Source organism: Stenotrophomonas sp. PE591 (assembly GCF_018320795.1).
In the GTDB taxonomy this organism is placed as follows: domain Bacteria; phylum Pseudomonadota; class Gammaproteobacteria; order Xanthomonadales; family Xanthomonadaceae; genus Stenotrophomonas; species Stenotrophomonas maltophilia.
Genome location: NZ_JAAOKO010000002.1, coordinates 415,008 through 431,864 on the forward strand (window position 1 = coordinate 415,008; position 16,857 = coordinate 431,864).

Sequence of the window (16,857 nt, forward strand, 5' to 3'; positions counted from 1 at the left end):
AATGAGCAAGGAACTGTTGCTGGTAGTCGACGCGGTCGCCAACGAGAAGGGCGTGCCGCGTGAAGTGATCTTCGATGCCATCGAGGCCGCCCTGGCCTCGGCAGCGAAGAAGCGCTATCCCGACGAGGAAGTGCTGACCCGCGTGGTCATCGACCACAAGGATGGCAGCTACGAAACCTTCCGCCGCTGGGAAGTGGTGGCCGACGACGTGGTCATGGAATCGCCGGACCGCCAGATCCGCCTGATGGACGCCGTCGACGAAGCCGAAGGCGTGGACGTCGGCGACTACATCGAAGAGCAGATCGAGAACCCGGACTTCGGCCGCATCGCCGCCCAGGCCGCCAAGCAGGTCATCGTCCAGCGCGTGCGCGAAGCCGAGCGCCAGCAGGTCGTGGATGCGTGGAAGGATCGCGTCGGCGAACTGATCACCGGTGTGGTCAAGCGCGCCGAGCGCGGCAACATCTATGTCGACCTCGGTGGCAATGCCGAAGGCTTCATTCCGAAGGACAAGGGCATTCCGCGCGACGTGCTGCGCGCCGGCGACCGCGTGCGCGGCTACCTGGCCGAAGTCCGTTCGGAACCCCGTGGCCCGCAGCTGTTCATCAGCCGCGCCGCCCCGGAATTCATGATCGAGCTGTTCAAACTGGAAGTGCCGGAAGTCGGCCAGGGCCTGGTGGAAATCAAGGCCTGCGCCCGTGATCCGGGCGACCGCGCCAAGATCGCCGTGCTCGCCCACGACCAGCGCACCGATCCGATCGGTGCCTGCATCGGCATGCGCGGTTCGCGCGTGCAGGCCGTGTCCAACGAGCTCAATGGCGAGCGCGTGGACATCGTGCTGTGGAACGACAACCCGGCCAACTTCGTCATCAACGCGATGGCGCCGGCCGAAGTGCAGTCGATCATCGTCGATGAAGACAAGCACTCGATGGACCTGGCCGTTGCCGAAGACCGCCTGGCCCAGGCGATCGGCAAGGGCGGCCAGAACGTGCGCCTGGCCAGCCGCCTGACCGGCTGGCAGCTCAACGTGATGACCCAGGACCAGGTCACCGCCAAGTCGGAGGCCGAGCAGGCTTCGGCCCGCCAGCTGTTCATGGACAAGCTGGAAGTGGACGAGGAAATCGCCGGCATCCTGGTCAGCGAAGGCTTCGGCACCGTCGAGGAAATCGCATATGTCCCGGTCGGCGAACTGCTGGCCGTGGAAGGTTTCGACGAAGACATCGTCGAAGAGCTGCGCGCTCGTGCCCGCGATGCGCTGCTCAATGAGGCCCTGGCAGTCGAAGAAGGCCTTGAAGACGGCCAGCCGGCGCAGGACCTGCTGTCCCTGAAGGGCATGGACGAAGCCACCGCATATGCGCTGGCCGGCCACGGCGTGCGTACCAGCGAGGACCTGTCCGACCTGGCCGCCGACGAGGTCATGGACTTCGGCATCGAAGGACTGGATCAGGCGCGCGCCGCTGCGCTGATCCTGGCCGCCCGTGCCGAAGAGATCGCCCGACTGGAACGCGGCGAATGAGCCGGCAATGAACAGGGCCCTGAGCCGCTCAGGGCGTAGAATCCGCGCCACCTCCAGATGCGGGGGGGCGCCCACAAGATCATAGGATCCGAATGTCGCAGCAAACCACCATCCGCAAGCTTGCCGAACTGGTCAACACGCCGGTCGAAAAACTGCTGGAACAGCTGGCCGGTGCCGGCATGAAGTTCAGCGGTCCCGACCAGGTCGTGACCAGCTCCGAGAAGGTGAAGCTCCTGGGCTTCCTTCGTCGTTCGCACGGCAAGCCCGAGCAGGCCCCGGAAGAGAGCGATCAGTCTGCAAAGAAGATCACGCTCAACCGCCGGAAGCAGCAGGAAGTGACGGTCAATTCCGGTCGCAGCAAGACGACCGTGAATGTCGAGGTGCGCCAGAAGCGCACCTACGTCAAGGATGGTGCGCGCGCCATGACGCCGGACGAAGAGCGCGCCGACATCCTGCGCAAGCTGGAAGAGTCGCGCGCCCGCAACCTCGCCGAACAGCAGGCCCTGGCCGAGAAGGATCGTCTGCGCGACGAAGCCATCGTCCGTGCCCGTGAGGAAGAGATTGCGGCCAAGGAACGCGCAGAGGCCGAGAAGAAGGCTGCCGAGGAAGCTGCGGCCGCCGCCAAGGCTGCCGAGGCACTGGCTGCCACCAAGCCCAAGCGCGCTCCGATCGATGAAACCGCGCCGCGTCCGCCGCGCACGCCGGCCGCCGCTCCGGCTGCGCCGCGCAGTGCGCCGCCGCCGCCGCGCAACGACGACCGCAACAACCGCAGCGCGCCGCGCAACGAGCGTGGCCCGGGCGACCGTTTCGCCGGCCAGATGCACCTGTCGGCTGCCGACCGTGCGCGTCGTGGCAACAGCAACAACAGCAACACCCGTGGTCGGCCGGGTGGCCGTAACCAGGCCGGTGGCCGTCGCGACATGTCGCGCGGTGGCAACAATGCCGGCCCGCACGCCTTCGAGCGTCCGACCGCGCCGGTGGTGCGTGAAGTGGCGATCGGCGACACGATCACCGTGGCCGACCTTGCGCAGAAGCTCGCGCTGAAGGGCGGCGAGGTGGTCAAGGCGCTGTTCAAGATGGGCGTGATGGCCACCATCACCCAGTCCATCGACCACGACACCGCCGCGCTGGTGACCGAAGAACTCGGCCACAAGGCGATCCGTGCCAACGACAACGACGCCGAAGACGCACTGCTGGCCTCGACCGGTGAAAACCAGGGCGAAGCCACCCAGCGTCCGCCGGTGGTCACCATCATGGGCCACGTCGATCACGGCAAGACCTCGCTGCTGGATTACATCCGCCGCACCAAGGTCGCCACCGGCGAAGCCGGCGGCATCACCCAGCACATCGGTGCCTACCACGTGGATACGCCGAAGGGCGTGATCAGCTTCCTGGATACCCCGGGCCATGCTGCCTTCACCTCGATGCGTGCCCGCGGCGCCAAGCTGACCGATATCGTGGTGCTGGTCGTGGCCGCCGATGACGGCGTCATGCCGCAGACCAAGGAAGCGATCCAGCACGCCCGTTCGGCGGGTGTGCCGCTGATCGTGGCGATCAACAAGATCGACAAGTCCGACGCCGACCCGATGCGGGTCAAGAACGAACTGCTGTCCGAGCAGGTCGTGGCCGAAGATTTCGGTGGTGACACCCAGATGGTGGAGATCTCGGCCAAGACCGGCCTGGGCATCGACGATCTGCTGGACGCCATCTCGATCCAGGCCGAACTGCTGGAACTGAAGGCCGTCGACGAAGGCCGCGCCTCGGGCGTGGTGATCGAATCGTCGCTGGACAAGGGCCGCGGCCCGGTCGCTACCGTGCTGGTGCAGCAGGGCCGCCTGAAGAAGGGCGACTACCTGGTGTGCGGCATCCAGTACGGCCGCGTGCGTGCGCTGTTCGACGAAACCGGCAAGCAGCCGGAATTCGCCGGCCCGTCCATCCCGGTGCAGGTCCTGGGTCTGTCCGGCGTGCCGGAAGCCGGTGACGACTTCGTGGTGGTCGAGGACGAGCGCCTGGCCAAGGACGTTGCCCAGCAGCGTGAGACCAAGCGCCGTGAATCGCGCCTGGTCGCCACCGCCGGCAGCCGCATGGAAGACATCATGGCGACCCTGGGCAAGGGCGAGGGCCAGCAGGTCCTCAACCTGGTCATCAAGGCCGACGTGCAGGGTTCGGTGCAGGCCCTCAGCCAGGCGCTGGTGGCGCTGTCCAACGAAGACATCCGCATCAACGTGATCCACTCCGGCGTGGGCGGCATCACCGAATCGGACGCCAACTCGGCGGCCGCTTCGAAGGCCACCGTCATCGGCTTCAACGTGCGTGCGGATGCTTCGGCCCGTCGCATCATCGAATCCAACGGCGTGGACCTGCGCTACTTCTCGATCATCTATGACGTGATCGATCAGGTGAAGCAGGTGGCCTCCGGTCTGCTGGGCGTGGAGATCCGCGAAGAGATCATCGGTATCGCCGAGGTCCGCGACGTGTTCCGCAGCTCCAAGCTGGGCGCCGTTGCCGGCTCGATGGTCATCGAGGGCGTGGTCAGGCGCAACAAGCCGATCCGCGTGCTGCGCGACAGCGTGGTGATCTTCGAAGGCGAGCTGGAATCGCTGCGTCGCTTCAAGGAGAACGTCGAGGAAGTCCGCAACGGTACCGAGTGCGGTATCGCGGTGAAGGCCTACAACGACGTCAAGCCGGGTGACCAGATCGAGTGCTTCGAGCGTATCGAAGTGCCGCGCACCCTGTAATGCTGCAAGGTGGCCCGACCAACGGTCGGGCCCCACCATGGACCTGTAGCGCCCGACCGTTGGTCGGGCGACAATCGAATCAAAGGTAGCGCCCGACCCTTGGTCGGGCGACAACTGAACCAAGAGCTCCTCGTGCCCAAGACTTTCCATCGAACCGACCGTGTCTCCGCCCAGCTGCGCCGTGAACTCGGCACCCTGGTGCACAACGCCGTGCGCGAGCATGGGTTGCCCTCGGTGAGCGTGTCCGACGTGGAAATCACCCGCGACATGGCCCATGCCAAGGTGTTCGTCACCGCGCTGATGCCGGAACGTTCGGCCGAAGCCGTGGCCGGCCTGAAGGAGCTGGGCTACCGCCTGCGCATGGACCTGGCGCGCGCGATGAAGCTGCGCCACGTGCCGGAGCTGCATTTCCACTACGACGACTCGGTCGACCGTGGTGAGCACATCGACAACATCCTGCGCGACCTGCCCGATACGCTGGCCGCGGAGAAGCGTCGCGAGAGCGACGAAGAATAACCGCGTGGCGCCGGGCATGCCCGGCGTTGTTGCATTCCGGCTGCGCGATGTCTGATGCAGACCGCGCTGCGGCAGTCGAGCATGGCTCGACCCTACAAAATTCTGCCATGACCCGAATTCAGTTCCGCCGCCTGGATGGCATCCTGCTGCTCGACAAGTCGACCGGCATGAGTTCCAACGCCGCCCTGCAGGTAGCCCGCCGCCTGTTCCGCGCCGAGAAAGGGGGGCACACCGGCAGCCTTGACCCGCTGGCCACCGGCCTGCTGCCGCTGTGCTTCGGCGAGGCAACCAAGATCGCCGGCCTGCTGCTCGGCTCGGCCAAGGCCTACGACGCCGGGATCGTTCTGGGCCAGACCACCGATACCGACGATGCCGAAGGCCAGGTGCTGCTGCAGCGCCCGGTGCCGGCCATCAGTGCCGAAGCGCTGCAGGCCGCACTGGCGGCGCTGACCGGCAACATCCGCCAGCGTGCCCCGATCTATTCGGCGCTGAAGCAGGGCGGTGAGCCGCTGTATGTGAAGGCCCGCCGCGGCGATGTCATCGAAGCGCCCGAACGCGAGGTGCAGGTACATGCCATCGAGGTGCTGGTGCAGCAGCCGGAACGGTTGCGGCTGCGCGTGACCTGCGGCTCCGGCACCTACATCCGCAGCCTGGCCCGCGACCTGGGCGAGGCGCTGGGCTGTGGTGCCCACATCAGCGCACTGCGTCGGCTCTGGGTCGAGCCGTTCCGTGAGCCGGTGATGGTCACCCTGGACCAGCTGCGGGCGATGGTCGAGGCGGGTGACGAGGCGGGCATGGACGCGCTGCTGCTGCCGCTGGCGGCCGGCCTGGCCGAGTACCCGCGGGTCGACCTGGATGCCGACCAGGCCCACCGCTTCTGCGTCGGCCAGCGCCAGCGCGATCTGTCCTGGCCGCGTGGCCTGGTGGCGGTGTTTGGTCCGGACGACGCTGTCCAGGGCCTGGGCCAGGTCGACGAGAGCGGCCTGTTGGCCCCGCAGCGTCGTTTCAACCTCTGACCGGGCCCGGGCGGTTCAGCCCCGGTCCTTGTCCCGGAAGCCCCCGACCGTTACAATTTCGCGGCCGTTTTCCGGCAGCCTGCCTGGCGCAGGTTTCATCCTCGTAGTCCACGGCGAGCCTGGCGGTGCGCGAAGCGCGTTCCTGCCGGCCACGCATCACAGAGAAAAAGAAATGTCGATCGACACCCAGAAGGTCATTGAAGACAACAAGCGCAGCTCGGCTGATACCGGCTCCCCGGAAGTCCAGGTTGCGCTGCTGACCGCCCGCATCGAACTGCTGACCGGCCACTTCAAGACCCACAAGAAGGACCACCACAGCCGCCGCGGCCTGCTGCAGATGGTCAACCGCCGTCGCAGCCTGCTCGACTACCTGAAGAAGAAGGACGTCGAGCGCTACAAGGCCCTGATCGAGAAGCTTGGCCTGCGTCGCTAAGCAACGAATCCCCCGCGGCGCAGCGATGCGCCGCGGTTTTGTTTTGTAGTACCGCAATCCCCGATTCAGGCCGGAACGATCCGGCCACCCGCTGGCGGCAAGGGTCGCCGACGGTCCAAATTCGCAGACAGCATCCCCAAGGACACCCTCCGTGGCAAAAATCACCAAAACCTTCCAGTACGGCAAGCACACCGTCACGCTTGAGACCGGCGAAGTCGCCCGTCAGGCCAGCGGCGCCGTCATCGTCAAGATGGACGACACCGTACTGCTGGTCACCGCCGTCGCCGCCAAGAGCGCGCGCGAAGGCCAGGACTTCTTCCCGCTGACCGTCGATTATCAGGAAAAGTTCTACGCCGGCGGCCGTATCCCGGGTGGTTTCTTCAAGCGTGAAGGCCGTGCGACCGAGAAGGAAACCCTGATCTCGCGTCTGATCGACCGTCCGATCCGTCCGCTGTTCCCGGAAGACTACAAGAACGAAGTGCAGATCATCGCCACGGTCATGTCGTTGAACCCGGACGTGGACGGCGACATCCCGGCCCTGATCGGTGCCTCCGCTGCCCTGGCCCTGGCCGGCACCCCGTTCATGGGTCCGATCGGCGCTGCCAAGGTCGGTTACAAGAACGGCGAGTACATCCTGAACCCGACCGTCAGCGAACTGGCTGACTCGCAGCTGGAACTGGTCGTCGCCGGTACCTCCAACGCCGTGCTGATGGTTGAATCCGAAGCCGCGCTGCTGTCCGAAGAAGTGATGCTGGGCGCCGTGACCTTCGGTCACCGCGAAATGCAGAAGGTCATCAACGCGATCAACGAGCTGACCGTCGAAGCCGGCACCAAGCCGTCGACCTGGGAAGCCCCGGCCAAGAACGACGCGCTGATCTCCGCCCTGAAGGAAGCCATCGGCCCGCGCCTGGGCGAAGCCTTCCAGGTGCGTGACAAGCTGCAGCGCCGTGACGCCATCTCGGCAATCAAGAAGGACGTGTTCGAAACCCTGGCTGGCCGCGTGGCCGCCGAAGGCTGGAACCCGGCCGAGCTGTCGAAGGAATTCGGCGAGCTGGAATACCGCACCATGCGTGACTCGGTGCTGGACACCAAGGTCCGTATCGACGGCCGTGCGCTGGACACCGTCCGCCCGATCGCCGTGAAGACCGGCGTGCTGCCGCGTACCCACGGTTCCTCGCTGTTCACCCGTGGCGAAACCCAGGCCATCGTGACCATCACCCTGGGCACCGCCCGTGACGGCCAGGTCATCGACGCCGTTGCCGGTGAGTACAAGGAAAACTTCCTGTTCCACTACAACTTCCCCCCGTTCTCGGTGGGTGAGTGCGGCCGCATGATGGGCCCGAAGCGCCGCGAAATCGGCCACGGTCGCCTGGCCAAGCGCGGCGTGCTGGCTGTCATGCCGTCGCTGGAAGCCTTCCCGTACACCATCCGCGTCGTCTCGGAAATCACCGAGTCGAACGGTTCCTCGTCGATGGCCTCGGTCTGCGGCTCGTCGCTGGCCCTGATGGACGCCGGCGTGCCGGTGAAGGCTCCGGTGGCCGGTATCGCCATGGGCCTGGTCAAGGAAGGCGAGCGCTTCGTCGTCCTGTCCGACATCCTGGGTGACGAAGATCACCTGGGCGACATGGACTTCAAGGTCGCCGGTACCGCTGAGGGCATCTCCGCCCTGCAGATGGACATCAAGATCGAAGGCATCACCGAAGAGATCATGAAGCAGGCCCTGCAGCAGGCCAAGGCTGGCCGTCTGCACATCCTGGGCGAAATGGCCCACGGCCTGACCGCTCCGCGCGAAGAGCTGTCGGACTACGCGCCGCGCCTGCTGACCATCAAGATCCACCCGGACAAGATCCGCGAAGTGATCGGCAAGGGTGGTTCGACCATCCAGGCCATCACCAAGGAAACCGGCACCCAGATCGACATCCAGGACGACGGCACCATCGTCATCGCTTCGGTCAACGCCATCGCTGCGCAGGCCGCCAAGGCCCGCATCGAGCAGATCACCTCGGACGTCGAACCGGGCCGCATCTATGAAGGCAAGGTCGCCAAGATCATGGACTTCGGTGCGTTCGTCACCATCCTGCCGGGCAAGGACGGTCTGGTCCACGTGTCGCAGATCTCCAGCGATCGCGTCGAGAAGGTCGGCGACGTGCTGAAGGAAGGCGATGTGGTCAAGGTCAAGGTGCTGGAAGTCGACAAGCAGGGCCGTATCCGCCTGTCGATGAAGGCCGTGGAAGAAGGCGACGCCGCCAGCGCCGAATAATCGGTATTGCTGATTGTGCGGTGGGTGAGGACCGTTGGTCCTCACGCTTTCGCAAATGAAAAAGCGGGCTTCGGCCCGCTTTTTCTTTGCCTGGAATCCTGTGGATGAGGACCGTTGGTCCTTGCACTTACGCGCCTTCTTCGTCCTCCCCCAGCCACCAGACCTGGCCTGGCTCCGGGGCGCTCATCGGGTGCTCGCGCTGTTCGATGGCCTCCAGCACCCGGCTGGGGGCTGCAGCGACCCACACCGCCATGAGCTTTTCCACCGCAGCCCGGCCCTGTGCGGCCACGCCGAGGTCACGTTCGCGTCTCCATTGGTCTTCATCTGGCGCCTCATCACCATGCTGGTGCGGCGTGCCGTAGCTGCAGCGGCGGCACAGCCGGCGCACGGTGGCCGTCCAGTCCTCGACCATGCCGATGCCTGGCAGCGTGATGGCCTCCAGGGCAGCGATGTCATCGGCCGAATCACACTGCACGAACACGGTGAAGGTCGTCATGTCCGATGCCTGCAGGCGCTGCATCGCGTTGAACACCGGCACCTGGCGCTCGCCGTAGGTGCGATGGCCGGTTGATGCGCCGTCGTGCAGCACGATGTCGCCGAAGCGGAAGCCGCTTTCGGGCAGCGGTACGTTGTCGATGCGTGCACGCACCGGATCAATGCGGCTCATATACACCACTTCGGCATCGGACCACGGTGCCAAGCGCACACAGGCCACGCCGAAGTTGCCCTCGATCGGACCTTCGCCCTCGGGCAGGGTGATGCCACAGCGGGCCCATTGGCGGCGCGCTTCGGCCCAGTCACCGGCGCCGGTGGCGGCGATACCGGCATTCCACGCGGTGGCTTCATCGAACTCGCCGCGCAGCTGTTCTGATTGCCGGTTGTCCTGCAGCGAGGCAGCCCAGTCGCGCAGGTATTTGTGCGCCAATCCGCGCATGTAATGCAGATACGGCACTTCGGGAGCGAGTGCGATCAGCTCGCCGAACAGCGCCACTGCCTGCTGCAGGTCGCCCTCGCGGAAGACGGCGTAGGCGCGTGCCTCCAGTGCCTGGTGTTCGTCGAGGATTTCGTCGTCCAGCAGGTCGCCGTCGTCAATGTCGTTGTGGTCGGTGCTCATGTCCATGCACGGTTGGAGGTCCGCGGCTACCTTAGCCGATGCATGGGAGACCGGCGTCGGTGTGTGTCCTGCTGCAGTGCATGACGGCAATCGCATGTCTGCCCCGATGTCGTCAAGGGATGCGGCGCGCCTGTCCACTGGACGACATGCCGCGACAACCGTCCCACAGCCCCATCCGTTTGCTAACGTGGCTGCGCCTTCGAACCGGGAGATCCCATGTTCCGCCAGACCGTGGCTGTCCTTGCCGTGCTGATTGCCGGTGCCTTGCCCATTGCCGTGCATGCGGCGCCCGCGCAGCCACCGATCTTCGGTGCCTACTACCCCGGTGGTTCGGCCGCGCGCTACCCGGTGTCGAGCATTCCGGCCGAGCGCCTCACCCACCTGTTCTACGCGTTCTCCACCATAGAGGACGGGCGCTGCACGATCGGTGCCGAAGCGCCGAAGAATTTCGCTGCGCTGGCCGAGCTGAAGAAGGCGCACCTGCATCTGCGCACGCTGATCTCAATTGGCGGATGGGGCGCAGGTGGATTCTCCGATGCAGCGCTGACCGAGGCCAGCCGCAAGCGCCTGGTCGACTCGTGCATGGCGCTGTTTTTCGACCGCCATGCCGGCAGCTTCGATGGCGTGGACATCGACTGGGAGTTCCCGGTCAGTGGCGGACCGAAGGAGCTGGCGCACCGCCCGCAGGATCGCGCCAACCTGACCCGGCTCGCGCAGGCGTTCCGCGTGGCACTCGACGCGCACGGGCGCAAGGAGCGACAGCCGATGCTGCTGACCGCCGCGCTGGCCGCCGGTCGCCTGCAGACCGATGGCCCCTACGATCCAGCAGCGAGCTACGACCTGCCGGCGTTGGCCAAGGTGTTCGATTTCATCAACCTGATGAGCTACGACATGGGCACCGGTTTCTCGGCGGTGTCGACCTTCAATGCGCCGCTGCATGAAGTGCCGGCCGATCCGCTGGCCCCGGAGCTGCGGCGCTGGAACAACGTGGCCGGCGCGGTGCAGTACTACCGCGAGCACGGCGTGCCGGCCGATAAGCTGGTGCTGGGCGTACCGTTCTACGGGCGTGGCTTCAAGGTCACCGGCGATGCAGCGGATGGGCTGTACCAGTCCTACAGTGCGCCGGCCGATGCCGGCGACTGGCGGGTGATCAAGGCGCGCTATCTCGATCAGCCGGGTTGGACGAAACACTGGCAGCCGCAGGCGCAGAGCCCGTGGCTGTACAACGCCGGGCAGAAGATCTTCATCAGCTATGAAGACCCGCGCTCGATCGGCCTGCGTGCGCAGTTCGCCCGTGAGCAGGGCCTGGCCGGGGTGTTCATGTGGGAGCTGACCGGCGACGACGAACAGGCCAGCCTGCTCAACGCCATGCTGGGCCCCTGGCAGAAGGCGCGCATCGGCGATTGAGCTGCATCAGGCGATGCCCGGCGCAATGCCGCAACGCCATTGGCCCAACCCCGCACAGCATCGCCACGCCCGCAGCGTTACGCTGCGGGCATGATCCATCTTGAACGCCTGGACCACCTGGTCCACACCGTCGCCGACATCGACCGCAGCTGTGATTTCTACCAGCGCGTGCTCGGCATGCAGGTCGTGCGCTTCGGCGCGGGTCGTACCGCGTTGCAGTTCGGCCAGCAGAAGATCAATCTGCATGCTGCCAGTGCCCCGCTGCAGCCGCATGCGCTGCGGCCCACGCCGGGCAGTGCCGACCTGTGCCTGGTCACGCGCATGGCGACAGTCGATGTGCTGTCCCACCTGCAGGCGCAGTCCGTTGCAGTGGAGGAGGGGCCGGTTGCACGCACCGGCGCGCTGGGGCCGATCGAATCGGTGTATTTCCGCGACCCGGATGGCAACCTGATCGAAGTGAGTCGTTACCCCGGCTAGGCATGATGCTGCTTGGGTAGCGTCGAGCTTGCTCGACGGTGCTTGGCGCGAAATCAACAGCTGTCGAGCAAGCTCGACGCTACAGGGGGCGTTGCGCGCAATGGTAGGTAGCGCCGCGGCGTGCCCGGCGAAGGCTCAGTTGGCCCAGACGCTGTTGGGATCGCCATTGCGGGCGCGGCGCTGGCTGGCCACTGCCAGGCGGGCGAAGCCGAAGGCCATGGCCAGCGCGATGGCGTCGACCCAGAACAGCGGCCAGTGCCCACGCGCGGCGGCGCGCCACAGCCAGTCACCATTGAGTGCGCCGTGCAGCACCGGTACCAGCGCGGTACTGATCGCCGCCGCCCACAGCAACTCGCGTGCGGCCTGCGCCGGGCGTCGCAGCGCGGCCCACAGCGCACAGGCCGCCCAACTGCCGAAGCAGGCCCAGCGGATGCCGCGATCGACCGCCGTCGGCGCCAGCCGCTCCAGCACCAGCGCGGTGACGAACGCGACCGAGATCGCCACGCACAGGCCGATGCACACGCCGACCGTGGCCCGCGCCATGTTCACCCCGGCGCGCGGCTGCTGCGGCTGGCGACGCTTGCGCCGCGACTCGATCCACAGCAGGTTGCCCGAATAGAACAGGAACGCACCGCCAAGGCCGAGCAGGAAGTACAGCCAGACCACCACGCCGTTGCCGAATTCGCCGAAGTGCAGCGCGTAGGCGGCGCTGAGCGTGGCGTGGTTGGCGTCGCGCTGGCCCGGCAGCTGCGAGGCCAGAACGTCGCCGGTGGCCACGTCCAGCGCCACCGCGCCAAGCGGGCCGAGCGTACCGGTGGATTCGCCGGTGATCTCGATGGTGGCATTGGCATCGCCGGCATTGGCCAGCTTCAGGTAGGCCGGCTCGAAGTTGGCCACGCCCTGTGCGCGGGCGACTTCAAGCGCGCGCGCATGCAGCACGCGCAGGCTGCCCGGCGGTGCCGGAATGCCACTGGCATCGCGCACGGGCGCGGTGTCCATCGCCGTCGGCACCGCCTGCAGCGCCTTGCCGTCGTAGATCAACGGGTTGAGCAGGGCCATCTGCACGAACACCAGGCAGAGCAGGGCACCAGTGACCGCGAACATCAGGTGGAAAGGCAGGCTGAGCACGCCGATCACGTTGTGCGCGTCCTGCCACAGCTGCTTCAGGTTGCGGCCCGGACGCAGCGCGAACAGGTCGCCGAGCAGCTTCGGCAGATGGATCACCAGGCCGCTGAGCAGTGCCATGCCGTACAGCAGGCTGACAATGCCCATCACGTAGATCCCGGCCACGGGCAGGCCGAGGCTGTAATGGAGCTCGTTGACCAGTTCGGCCAGTCCGGTCTGCGGTGGTGTGGGGCTGCCGGCGATCTGGCCGGGCCAGGCATAGCGCCAGCTGCCGTCATCGGCCTGCCAGTACGCAAGCGGCTGCGGGTGTTCGGCGCCGGGGAAGGTCATGCCGACGTGGCGGCGTGCCTCCGGATGCGCAGCCAGCACGTCTTCCAGCAGGTACTGCGCATCGTCCAGCCCGGCGGGCAGTGCGGTGGCGGCTCCCGGGGTCTGCCACAGTGGCAGGTCGTGATGGAACAGGGTCAGCGCACCTGCGTAGAAGGCCACGAACAGGCCGAAGCCGGCCACCAGGCCGACCCAGGTATGCAGGGTGGTGAACGTGCGCAGCGTCTGCGAACTGAACTTCATGGGAGAGGTCTCATTGCACCGCGCCGGTCAGGCGCAGCAGCCCGAGCATGGCGAAGCCGGCGGCGGCGCTGCCACCCAGCACCAGCCAGGCGCGCAGCGCGCTGCGGAAACTGAACGCCCACAGGGCGGCCAGCATCCACAGCGGGATGAAAGCGATCAGGGTCGGCACCAGCGCCCGGTGCCAAGGGCCGGGCGGTACCCATGCCAGCAGGCCGGTCGCGGCCGCGGCCAGGAAGAAGCCGGCCACGATGCCAGCGAAGGCGCGCGGCCACATCAGGGCGACTCCGTGCCGGGACGGTGCCAGGCGGCCAGCGCCGGTAGCAGCATCGCGGCCAGCATCCAGGTGCACAACATCGCCACCAGGCCGGCGGCAAAGCCGAGCTCGGCCATCCACAGCCACAGCGCGGCGGCAGCGGCGACCAGGCCGATCTGGCGGCCCAGGCGGCCGGCGCGGCGCAGGCGCGGCCAGCGGCAATGCGGCGAAGCGGCATAGAAGGCCAGCGCCGAGAACATCGCTGCCAGCATGCCCAGGCTGCAGAAGCCGAGCGTGGAAAGGCCGACGGTGATCATTGCGGGCGGCCGGCGCGGCAGCGGGCCGGCGAACGCGGGGCACGGGCGGGGCCGGCGGAAGCCGGTCGGAGCGGGTGGCGCATCACGGGGTCCTGGGGGAAAGCGGGCAGGCTGGCACGGAGCGGCCTGCGCCGACATGGTAATCATTGCAATTTCACGCCGCCAGCGAGGCACATTCAGCCGACCGTACGGTAGCCCTTGGGCTTTCCGGTGCGCTGGTTTAAGATCATCGTAGAACCCTGACTGGAACAAGGTGGCCCGCGCCCAGCGCCGGCCGAGCGTGCGACATGAGCACTACCACCGCCCACTGTTGACCTGCCCCCGAAGGCCCTGTGTTCCAGGCGCCCTCGCGGCGCTTTTTTATTGCCCGGGCGCCGCCCCGGGAACGCTTTCCAGCCCGCCCAGCGGGCCCCGCACGAAGCCACTGCGATGATCAACATTACTCTTCCCGACGGCAGCCGCCGCGAATTTGAAAACCCCGTCAGCGTCATGGAGGTCGCCCAGTCGATCGGCGCCGGCCTGGCCAAGGCCACCATCGCCGGTGCCGTGGATGGCGTGCTGGTCGATGCCAGCGACGTCATCGACCACGATGCCAGCCTGCGCATCATCACCGCCAAGGACGAGGAGGGCGTGGAGATCATCCGCCACTCCTGCGCCCACCTGGTCGGCCACGCCGTCAAGCAGCTCTACCCGGACGTGAAGATGGTGATCGGCCCGGTGATCGCCGAAGGCTTCTATTACGACATCTACTCCGAGCGCCCGTTCACCCCGGACGACATGGCCGCGATCGAGAAGCGCATGGGCGAGCTGATCGCCCAGGACTACGACGTCATCAAGAAGATGACCCCGCGCGCCGAAGTGATCGAGATCTTCAAGGCCCGTGGCGAGGACTACAAGCTGCGCCTGATCGAGGACATGTCCGACGACATCCAGGCGATGGGCATGTACTACCACCAGGAATACGTGGACATGTGCCGTGGCCCGCACGTGCCGAACACGCGCTTCCTGAAGGCCTTCAAGCTGACCCGCATCTCCGGCGCCTACTGGCGCGGCGACGCGCAGAACGAGCAGCTGCAGCGCATCTACGGCACCGCCTGGGCCGACAAGAAGCAGCTCGAGGCGTACATCAAGCGCATCGAAGAAGCTGAAATGCGTGACCACCGCCGCATCGGCAAGCAGCAGGACCTGTTCCACCTGCAGGAAGAAGCACCGGGCCTGGTGTTCTGGCACCCGAAGGGCTGGGCGCTGTGGCAGGTGGTCGAGCAGTACATGCGCAAGGTCTACCGCAACAGCGGCTATGGCGAAGTGCGCTGCCCGCAGATCCTGGACGTGAGCCTGTGGAAGAAGTCCGGTCACTGGGACAACTACCAGGACAACATGTTCTTCACCGAATCGGAGAAGCGCACGTACGCGGTCAAGCCGATGAACTGCCCGGGCCACATCCAGGTGTTCAACCAGGGCCTGCACAGCTACCGCGACCTGCCGATCCGCTATGGTGAGTTCGGTTCGTGCCATCGCAACGAGCCGTCCGGCGCGCTGCACGGCATCCTGCGCGTGCGTGGCTTCACCCAGGACGACGGCCACGTGTTCTGCACGGAAAACCAGATCGAGTCGGAAGTGACGGCCTTCCACCAGCAGGCGCTGGCGGTCTACCAGCACTTCGGTTTCGACGAGATCCAGATCAAGATCGCGCTGCGCCCGGAATCGCGCCTGGGCGACGACGCCACCTGGGACAAGGCCGAAGGCGCGCTGCGCTCGGCGCTGACCGCCTGTGGCGTGGAATGGCAGGAGCTGCCGGGCGAGGGCGCCTTCTACGGCCCGAAGATCGAGTACCACCTGAAGGATGCCATCGGCCGTACCTGGCAGCTGGGCACCATGCAGGTCGACTTCATGATGCCGGGCCGCCTGGGCGCCGAGTACGTGGACGAGAACAGCCAGAAGAAGCACCCGGTCATGCTGCACCGCGCCATCGTCGGCTCGATGGAGCGCTTCCTGGGCATCCTGATCGAGCACCATGCCGGCCAGTTCCCGGCCTGGCTGGCGCCGACCCAGGTGGTGGTGGCCAACATCACCGACGCCCAGGCCGACTACGTCTCGGGCGTGACCAAAACCCTTGCGGAGCAAGGCTTCCGCGTCAGCTCGGATTTGCGTAACGAGAAGATCGGCTATAAAATCCGCGAGCATACGTTGCAGCGCGTGCCCTACCTGCTGGTCATCGGTGACCGCGAGAAGGAAAATGGGGCTGTGGCGGTGCGTACGCGTTCTGGCGAAGACCTGGGCAGCATGAGCCTGCAGGCCTTCATCGAGCGGCTCCAGGCCGAGGGCGCGTAAGCAAAGGTCCGGTCCGGGGGCACAGGCACCCGGGCCGGTTCGATACCCTTGGGAGAACGTAATATCAGCACCCCTGACAACAAACAGAACCGCAAGAATCAGGAAATCCGTGTGCCGCGCGTCCGCGTGATCGGCAGTGACGGAGAAATGATCGGCGTGTTGTCGCGCGACGAAGCGCTGTCCATGGCCGAAGATGAAGGCCTGGACCTGGTCGAAATCCAGCCGCAGGCCGATCCGCCGGTCTGCAAGATCATGGACTTCGGCAAGTTCAAGTTCGAAGCGCAGAAGAAGGCCAGCGAGGCCAAGAAGAAGACCAAGCAGGTCGAGATCAAGGAAGTGAAGTTCCGTCCGGTCACGGACGAGGGCGACTACCAGATCAAGCTGCGCAAGATGCGCGGGTTCCTCGAAGATGGTGACAAGATCAAGGTCAACATCCGTTTCCGTGGCCGTGAAATGAGCCACCAGGAACTGGGCCGCGAAATGGCCAACCGGATCGAGACCGATCTGGGCGAGGACATCGTCATTGAATCCCGTCCGCGCCTGGAAGGGCGTCAGATGGTCATGATGATCGCGCCGAAGAAGAAGACCTGAGGCCTGACGGGCCGCCTTCCGGGGCGCCTGGCTGAAGGGTTCAGGGTAAGGGACGCCGCTGGCGTCCCTTTGCTTTTGCAGGACGCCGGTGAATCGCCGGTAAAGGGTTGCAGGGGCTGGTGGCAGGGCGGTTTTGCCTGTATCATGCCCGGCTCGACCCACCCAGGACGGGTCGTACGCCGATCATGGCAGGACG

14 protein-coding genes are annotated in these 16,857 nt (G+C 66.2%); 10 read left to right on the forward strand and 4 right to left on the reverse strand.

Going from position 1 to position 16,857, the window contains the following annotated elements; translation table 11 throughout:
- Nucleotide 1 precedes the first annotated feature (1 nt).
- From nusA to pnp, 6 genes are all read left to right on the forward strand, one after another.
- Nucleotides 2–1,513 carry a transcription termination factor NusA gene (nusA, locus tag JLDANKMP_RS07135; protein WP_005410449.1) on the forward strand — a complete coding sequence of 504 codons (1,512 nt, stop codon included), beginning with the start codon at nt 2–4 and terminating at the stop codon, nt 1,511–1,513.
- Nucleotides 1,514–1,605: 92 nt separating this feature from the next.
- On the forward strand, nt 1,606–4,251 hold the full coding sequence (gene infB / locus JLDANKMP_RS07140) for a translation initiation factor IF-2 (RefSeq protein ID WP_005410448.1): 2,646 nt from the start codon (nt 1,606–1,608) through the stop codon (nt 4,249–4,251).
- Between the two features lie 132 nt (nt 4,252–4,383).
- Entirely contained in the window at nt 4,384–4,767 is a 384-nt protein-coding gene (gene rbfA, locus JLDANKMP_RS07145) for a 30S ribosome-binding factor RbfA (protein WP_005410447.1), read from the forward strand.
- Between the two features lie 107 nt (nt 4,768–4,874).
- On the forward strand, nt 4,875–5,783 hold the full coding sequence (gene truB, locus JLDANKMP_RS07150; protein WP_212560809.1) for a tRNA pseudouridine(55) synthase TruB: 909 nt from the start codon (nt 4,875–4,877) through the stop codon (nt 5,781–5,783).
- 172 nt (nt 5,784–5,955) lie between these two features.
- Complete coding sequence (gene rpsO, locus JLDANKMP_RS07155) at nt 5,956–6,216, forward strand: 30S ribosomal protein S15 (RefSeq protein ID WP_005410445.1); 261 nt, start codon at nt 5,956–5,958, stop codon at nt 6,214–6,216.
- Nucleotides 6,217–6,367: 151 nt separating this feature from the next.
- Nucleotides 6,368–8,476, forward strand: coding sequence for a polyribonucleotide nucleotidyltransferase (gene pnp, locus JLDANKMP_RS07160; protein WP_005410444.1), 2,109 nt, complete (start codon nt 6,368–6,370; stop codon nt 8,474–8,476).
- 127 nt (nt 8,477–8,603) lie between these two features.
- Here the strand turns inward: pnp and JLDANKMP_RS07165 are convergent, their stop codons facing one another.
- Nucleotides 8,604–9,590, reverse strand: coding sequence for a hypothetical protein (locus JLDANKMP_RS07165; RefSeq protein WP_239502346.1), 987 nt, complete (start codon nt 9,588–9,590; stop codon nt 8,604–8,606).
- Nucleotides 9,591–9,806: 216 nt separating this feature from the next.
- Between JLDANKMP_RS07165 and JLDANKMP_RS07170 the strand changes: the two genes are divergently transcribed.
- Both JLDANKMP_RS07170 and JLDANKMP_RS07175 read left to right on the forward strand, forming a co-directional pair.
- Nucleotides 9,807–10,997 (forward strand): glycoside hydrolase family 18 protein, encoded by a 1,191-nt coding sequence (locus tag JLDANKMP_RS07170; RefSeq protein ID WP_212560810.1) that lies wholly within the window; start codon nt 9,807–9,809, stop codon nt 10,995–10,997.
- A gap of 90 nt (nt 10,998–11,087) precedes the next feature.
- Complete coding sequence (locus tag JLDANKMP_RS07175; protein WP_212560811.1) at nt 11,088–11,474, forward strand: VOC family protein; 387 nt, start codon at nt 11,088–11,090, stop codon at nt 11,472–11,474.
- Between the two features lie 135 nt (nt 11,475–11,609).
- Here the strand turns inward: JLDANKMP_RS07175 and JLDANKMP_RS07180 are convergent, their stop codons facing one another.
- Genes JLDANKMP_RS07180 through JLDANKMP_RS07190 form a run of 3 tightly spaced genes read right to left on the reverse strand, consistent with a single transcriptional unit; the run spans nt 11,610 to nt 13,739 of the window.
- Complete coding sequence (locus tag JLDANKMP_RS07180; protein WP_005414066.1) at nt 11,610–13,169, reverse strand: PepSY-associated TM helix domain-containing protein; 1,560 nt, start codon at nt 13,167–13,169, stop codon at nt 11,610–11,612.
- A gap of 10 nt (nt 13,170–13,179) precedes the next feature.
- Nucleotides 13,180–13,443 (reverse strand): hypothetical protein, encoded by a 264-nt coding sequence (locus tag JLDANKMP_RS07185; protein WP_212560812.1) that lies wholly within the window; start codon nt 13,441–13,443, stop codon nt 13,180–13,182.
- Entirely contained in the window at nt 13,443–13,739 is a 297-nt protein-coding gene (locus tag JLDANKMP_RS07190) for a hypothetical protein (RefSeq protein ID WP_005410439.1), read from the reverse strand. The genes JLDANKMP_RS07185 and JLDANKMP_RS07190 overlap by 1 nt, the downstream gene beginning before the upstream one ends.
- Before the next feature lie 429 nt (nt 13,740–14,168).
- Between JLDANKMP_RS07190 and thrS the strand changes: the two genes are divergently transcribed.
- Nucleotides 14,169–16,070, forward strand: a complete 1,902-nt coding sequence (gene thrS / locus JLDANKMP_RS07195) for a threonine--tRNA ligase (RefSeq protein WP_212560813.1) — start codon at nt 14,169–14,171, stop codon at nt 16,068–16,070.
- A 63-nt stretch (nt 16,071–16,133) separates the two neighbouring features.
- Entirely contained in the window at nt 16,134–16,661 is a 528-nt protein-coding gene (infC, locus tag JLDANKMP_RS07200) for a translation initiation factor IF-3 (protein WP_074725076.1), read from the forward strand.
- The last annotated feature ends 196 nt before the right edge of the window (nt 16,662–16,857 follow it).

Coding starts and splice junctions, on each gene's coding strand:
- JLDANKMP_RS07175 (WP_212560811.1), top strand. CDS start 11,088: ATGATCCATCTTGAACGCCTGGACCACCTGGTCCACACCGTCGCCGAC.
- nusA (WP_005410449.1), top strand. CDS start 2: ATGAGCAAGGAACTGTTGCTGGTAGTCGACGCGGTCGCCAACGAGAAG.
- thrS (WP_212560813.1), top strand. CDS start 14,169: ATGATCAACATTACTCTTCCCGACGGCAGCCGCCGCGAATTTGAAAAC.
- truB (WP_212560809.1), top strand. CDS start 4,875: ATGACCCGAATTCAGTTCCGCCGCCTGGATGGCATCCTGCTGCTCGAC.
- JLDANKMP_RS07190 (WP_005410439.1), bottom strand. CDS start 13,739: ATGATCACCGTCGGCCTTTCCACGCTCGGCTTCTGCAGCCTGGGCATG.
- JLDANKMP_RS07165 (WP_239502346.1), bottom strand. CDS start 9,590: ATGAGCACCGACCACAACGACATTGACGACGGCGACCTGCTGGACGAC.
- JLDANKMP_RS07170 (WP_212560810.1), top strand. CDS start 9,807: ATGTTCCGCCAGACCGTGGCTGTCCTTGCCGTGCTGATTGCCGGTGCC.
- infB (WP_005410448.1), top strand. CDS start 1,606: ATGTCGCAGCAAACCACCATCCGCAAGCTTGCCGAACTGGTCAACACG.
- JLDANKMP_RS07185 (WP_212560812.1), bottom strand. CDS start 13,443: ATGTGGCCGCGCGCCTTCGCTGGCATCGTGGCCGGCTTCTTCCTGGCC.
- rpsO (WP_005410445.1), top strand. CDS start 5,956: ATGTCGATCGACACCCAGAAGGTCATTGAAGACAACAAGCGCAGCTCG.
- JLDANKMP_RS07180 (WP_005414066.1), bottom strand. CDS start 13,169: ATGAAGTTCAGTTCGCAGACGCTGCGCACGTTCACCACCCTGCATACC.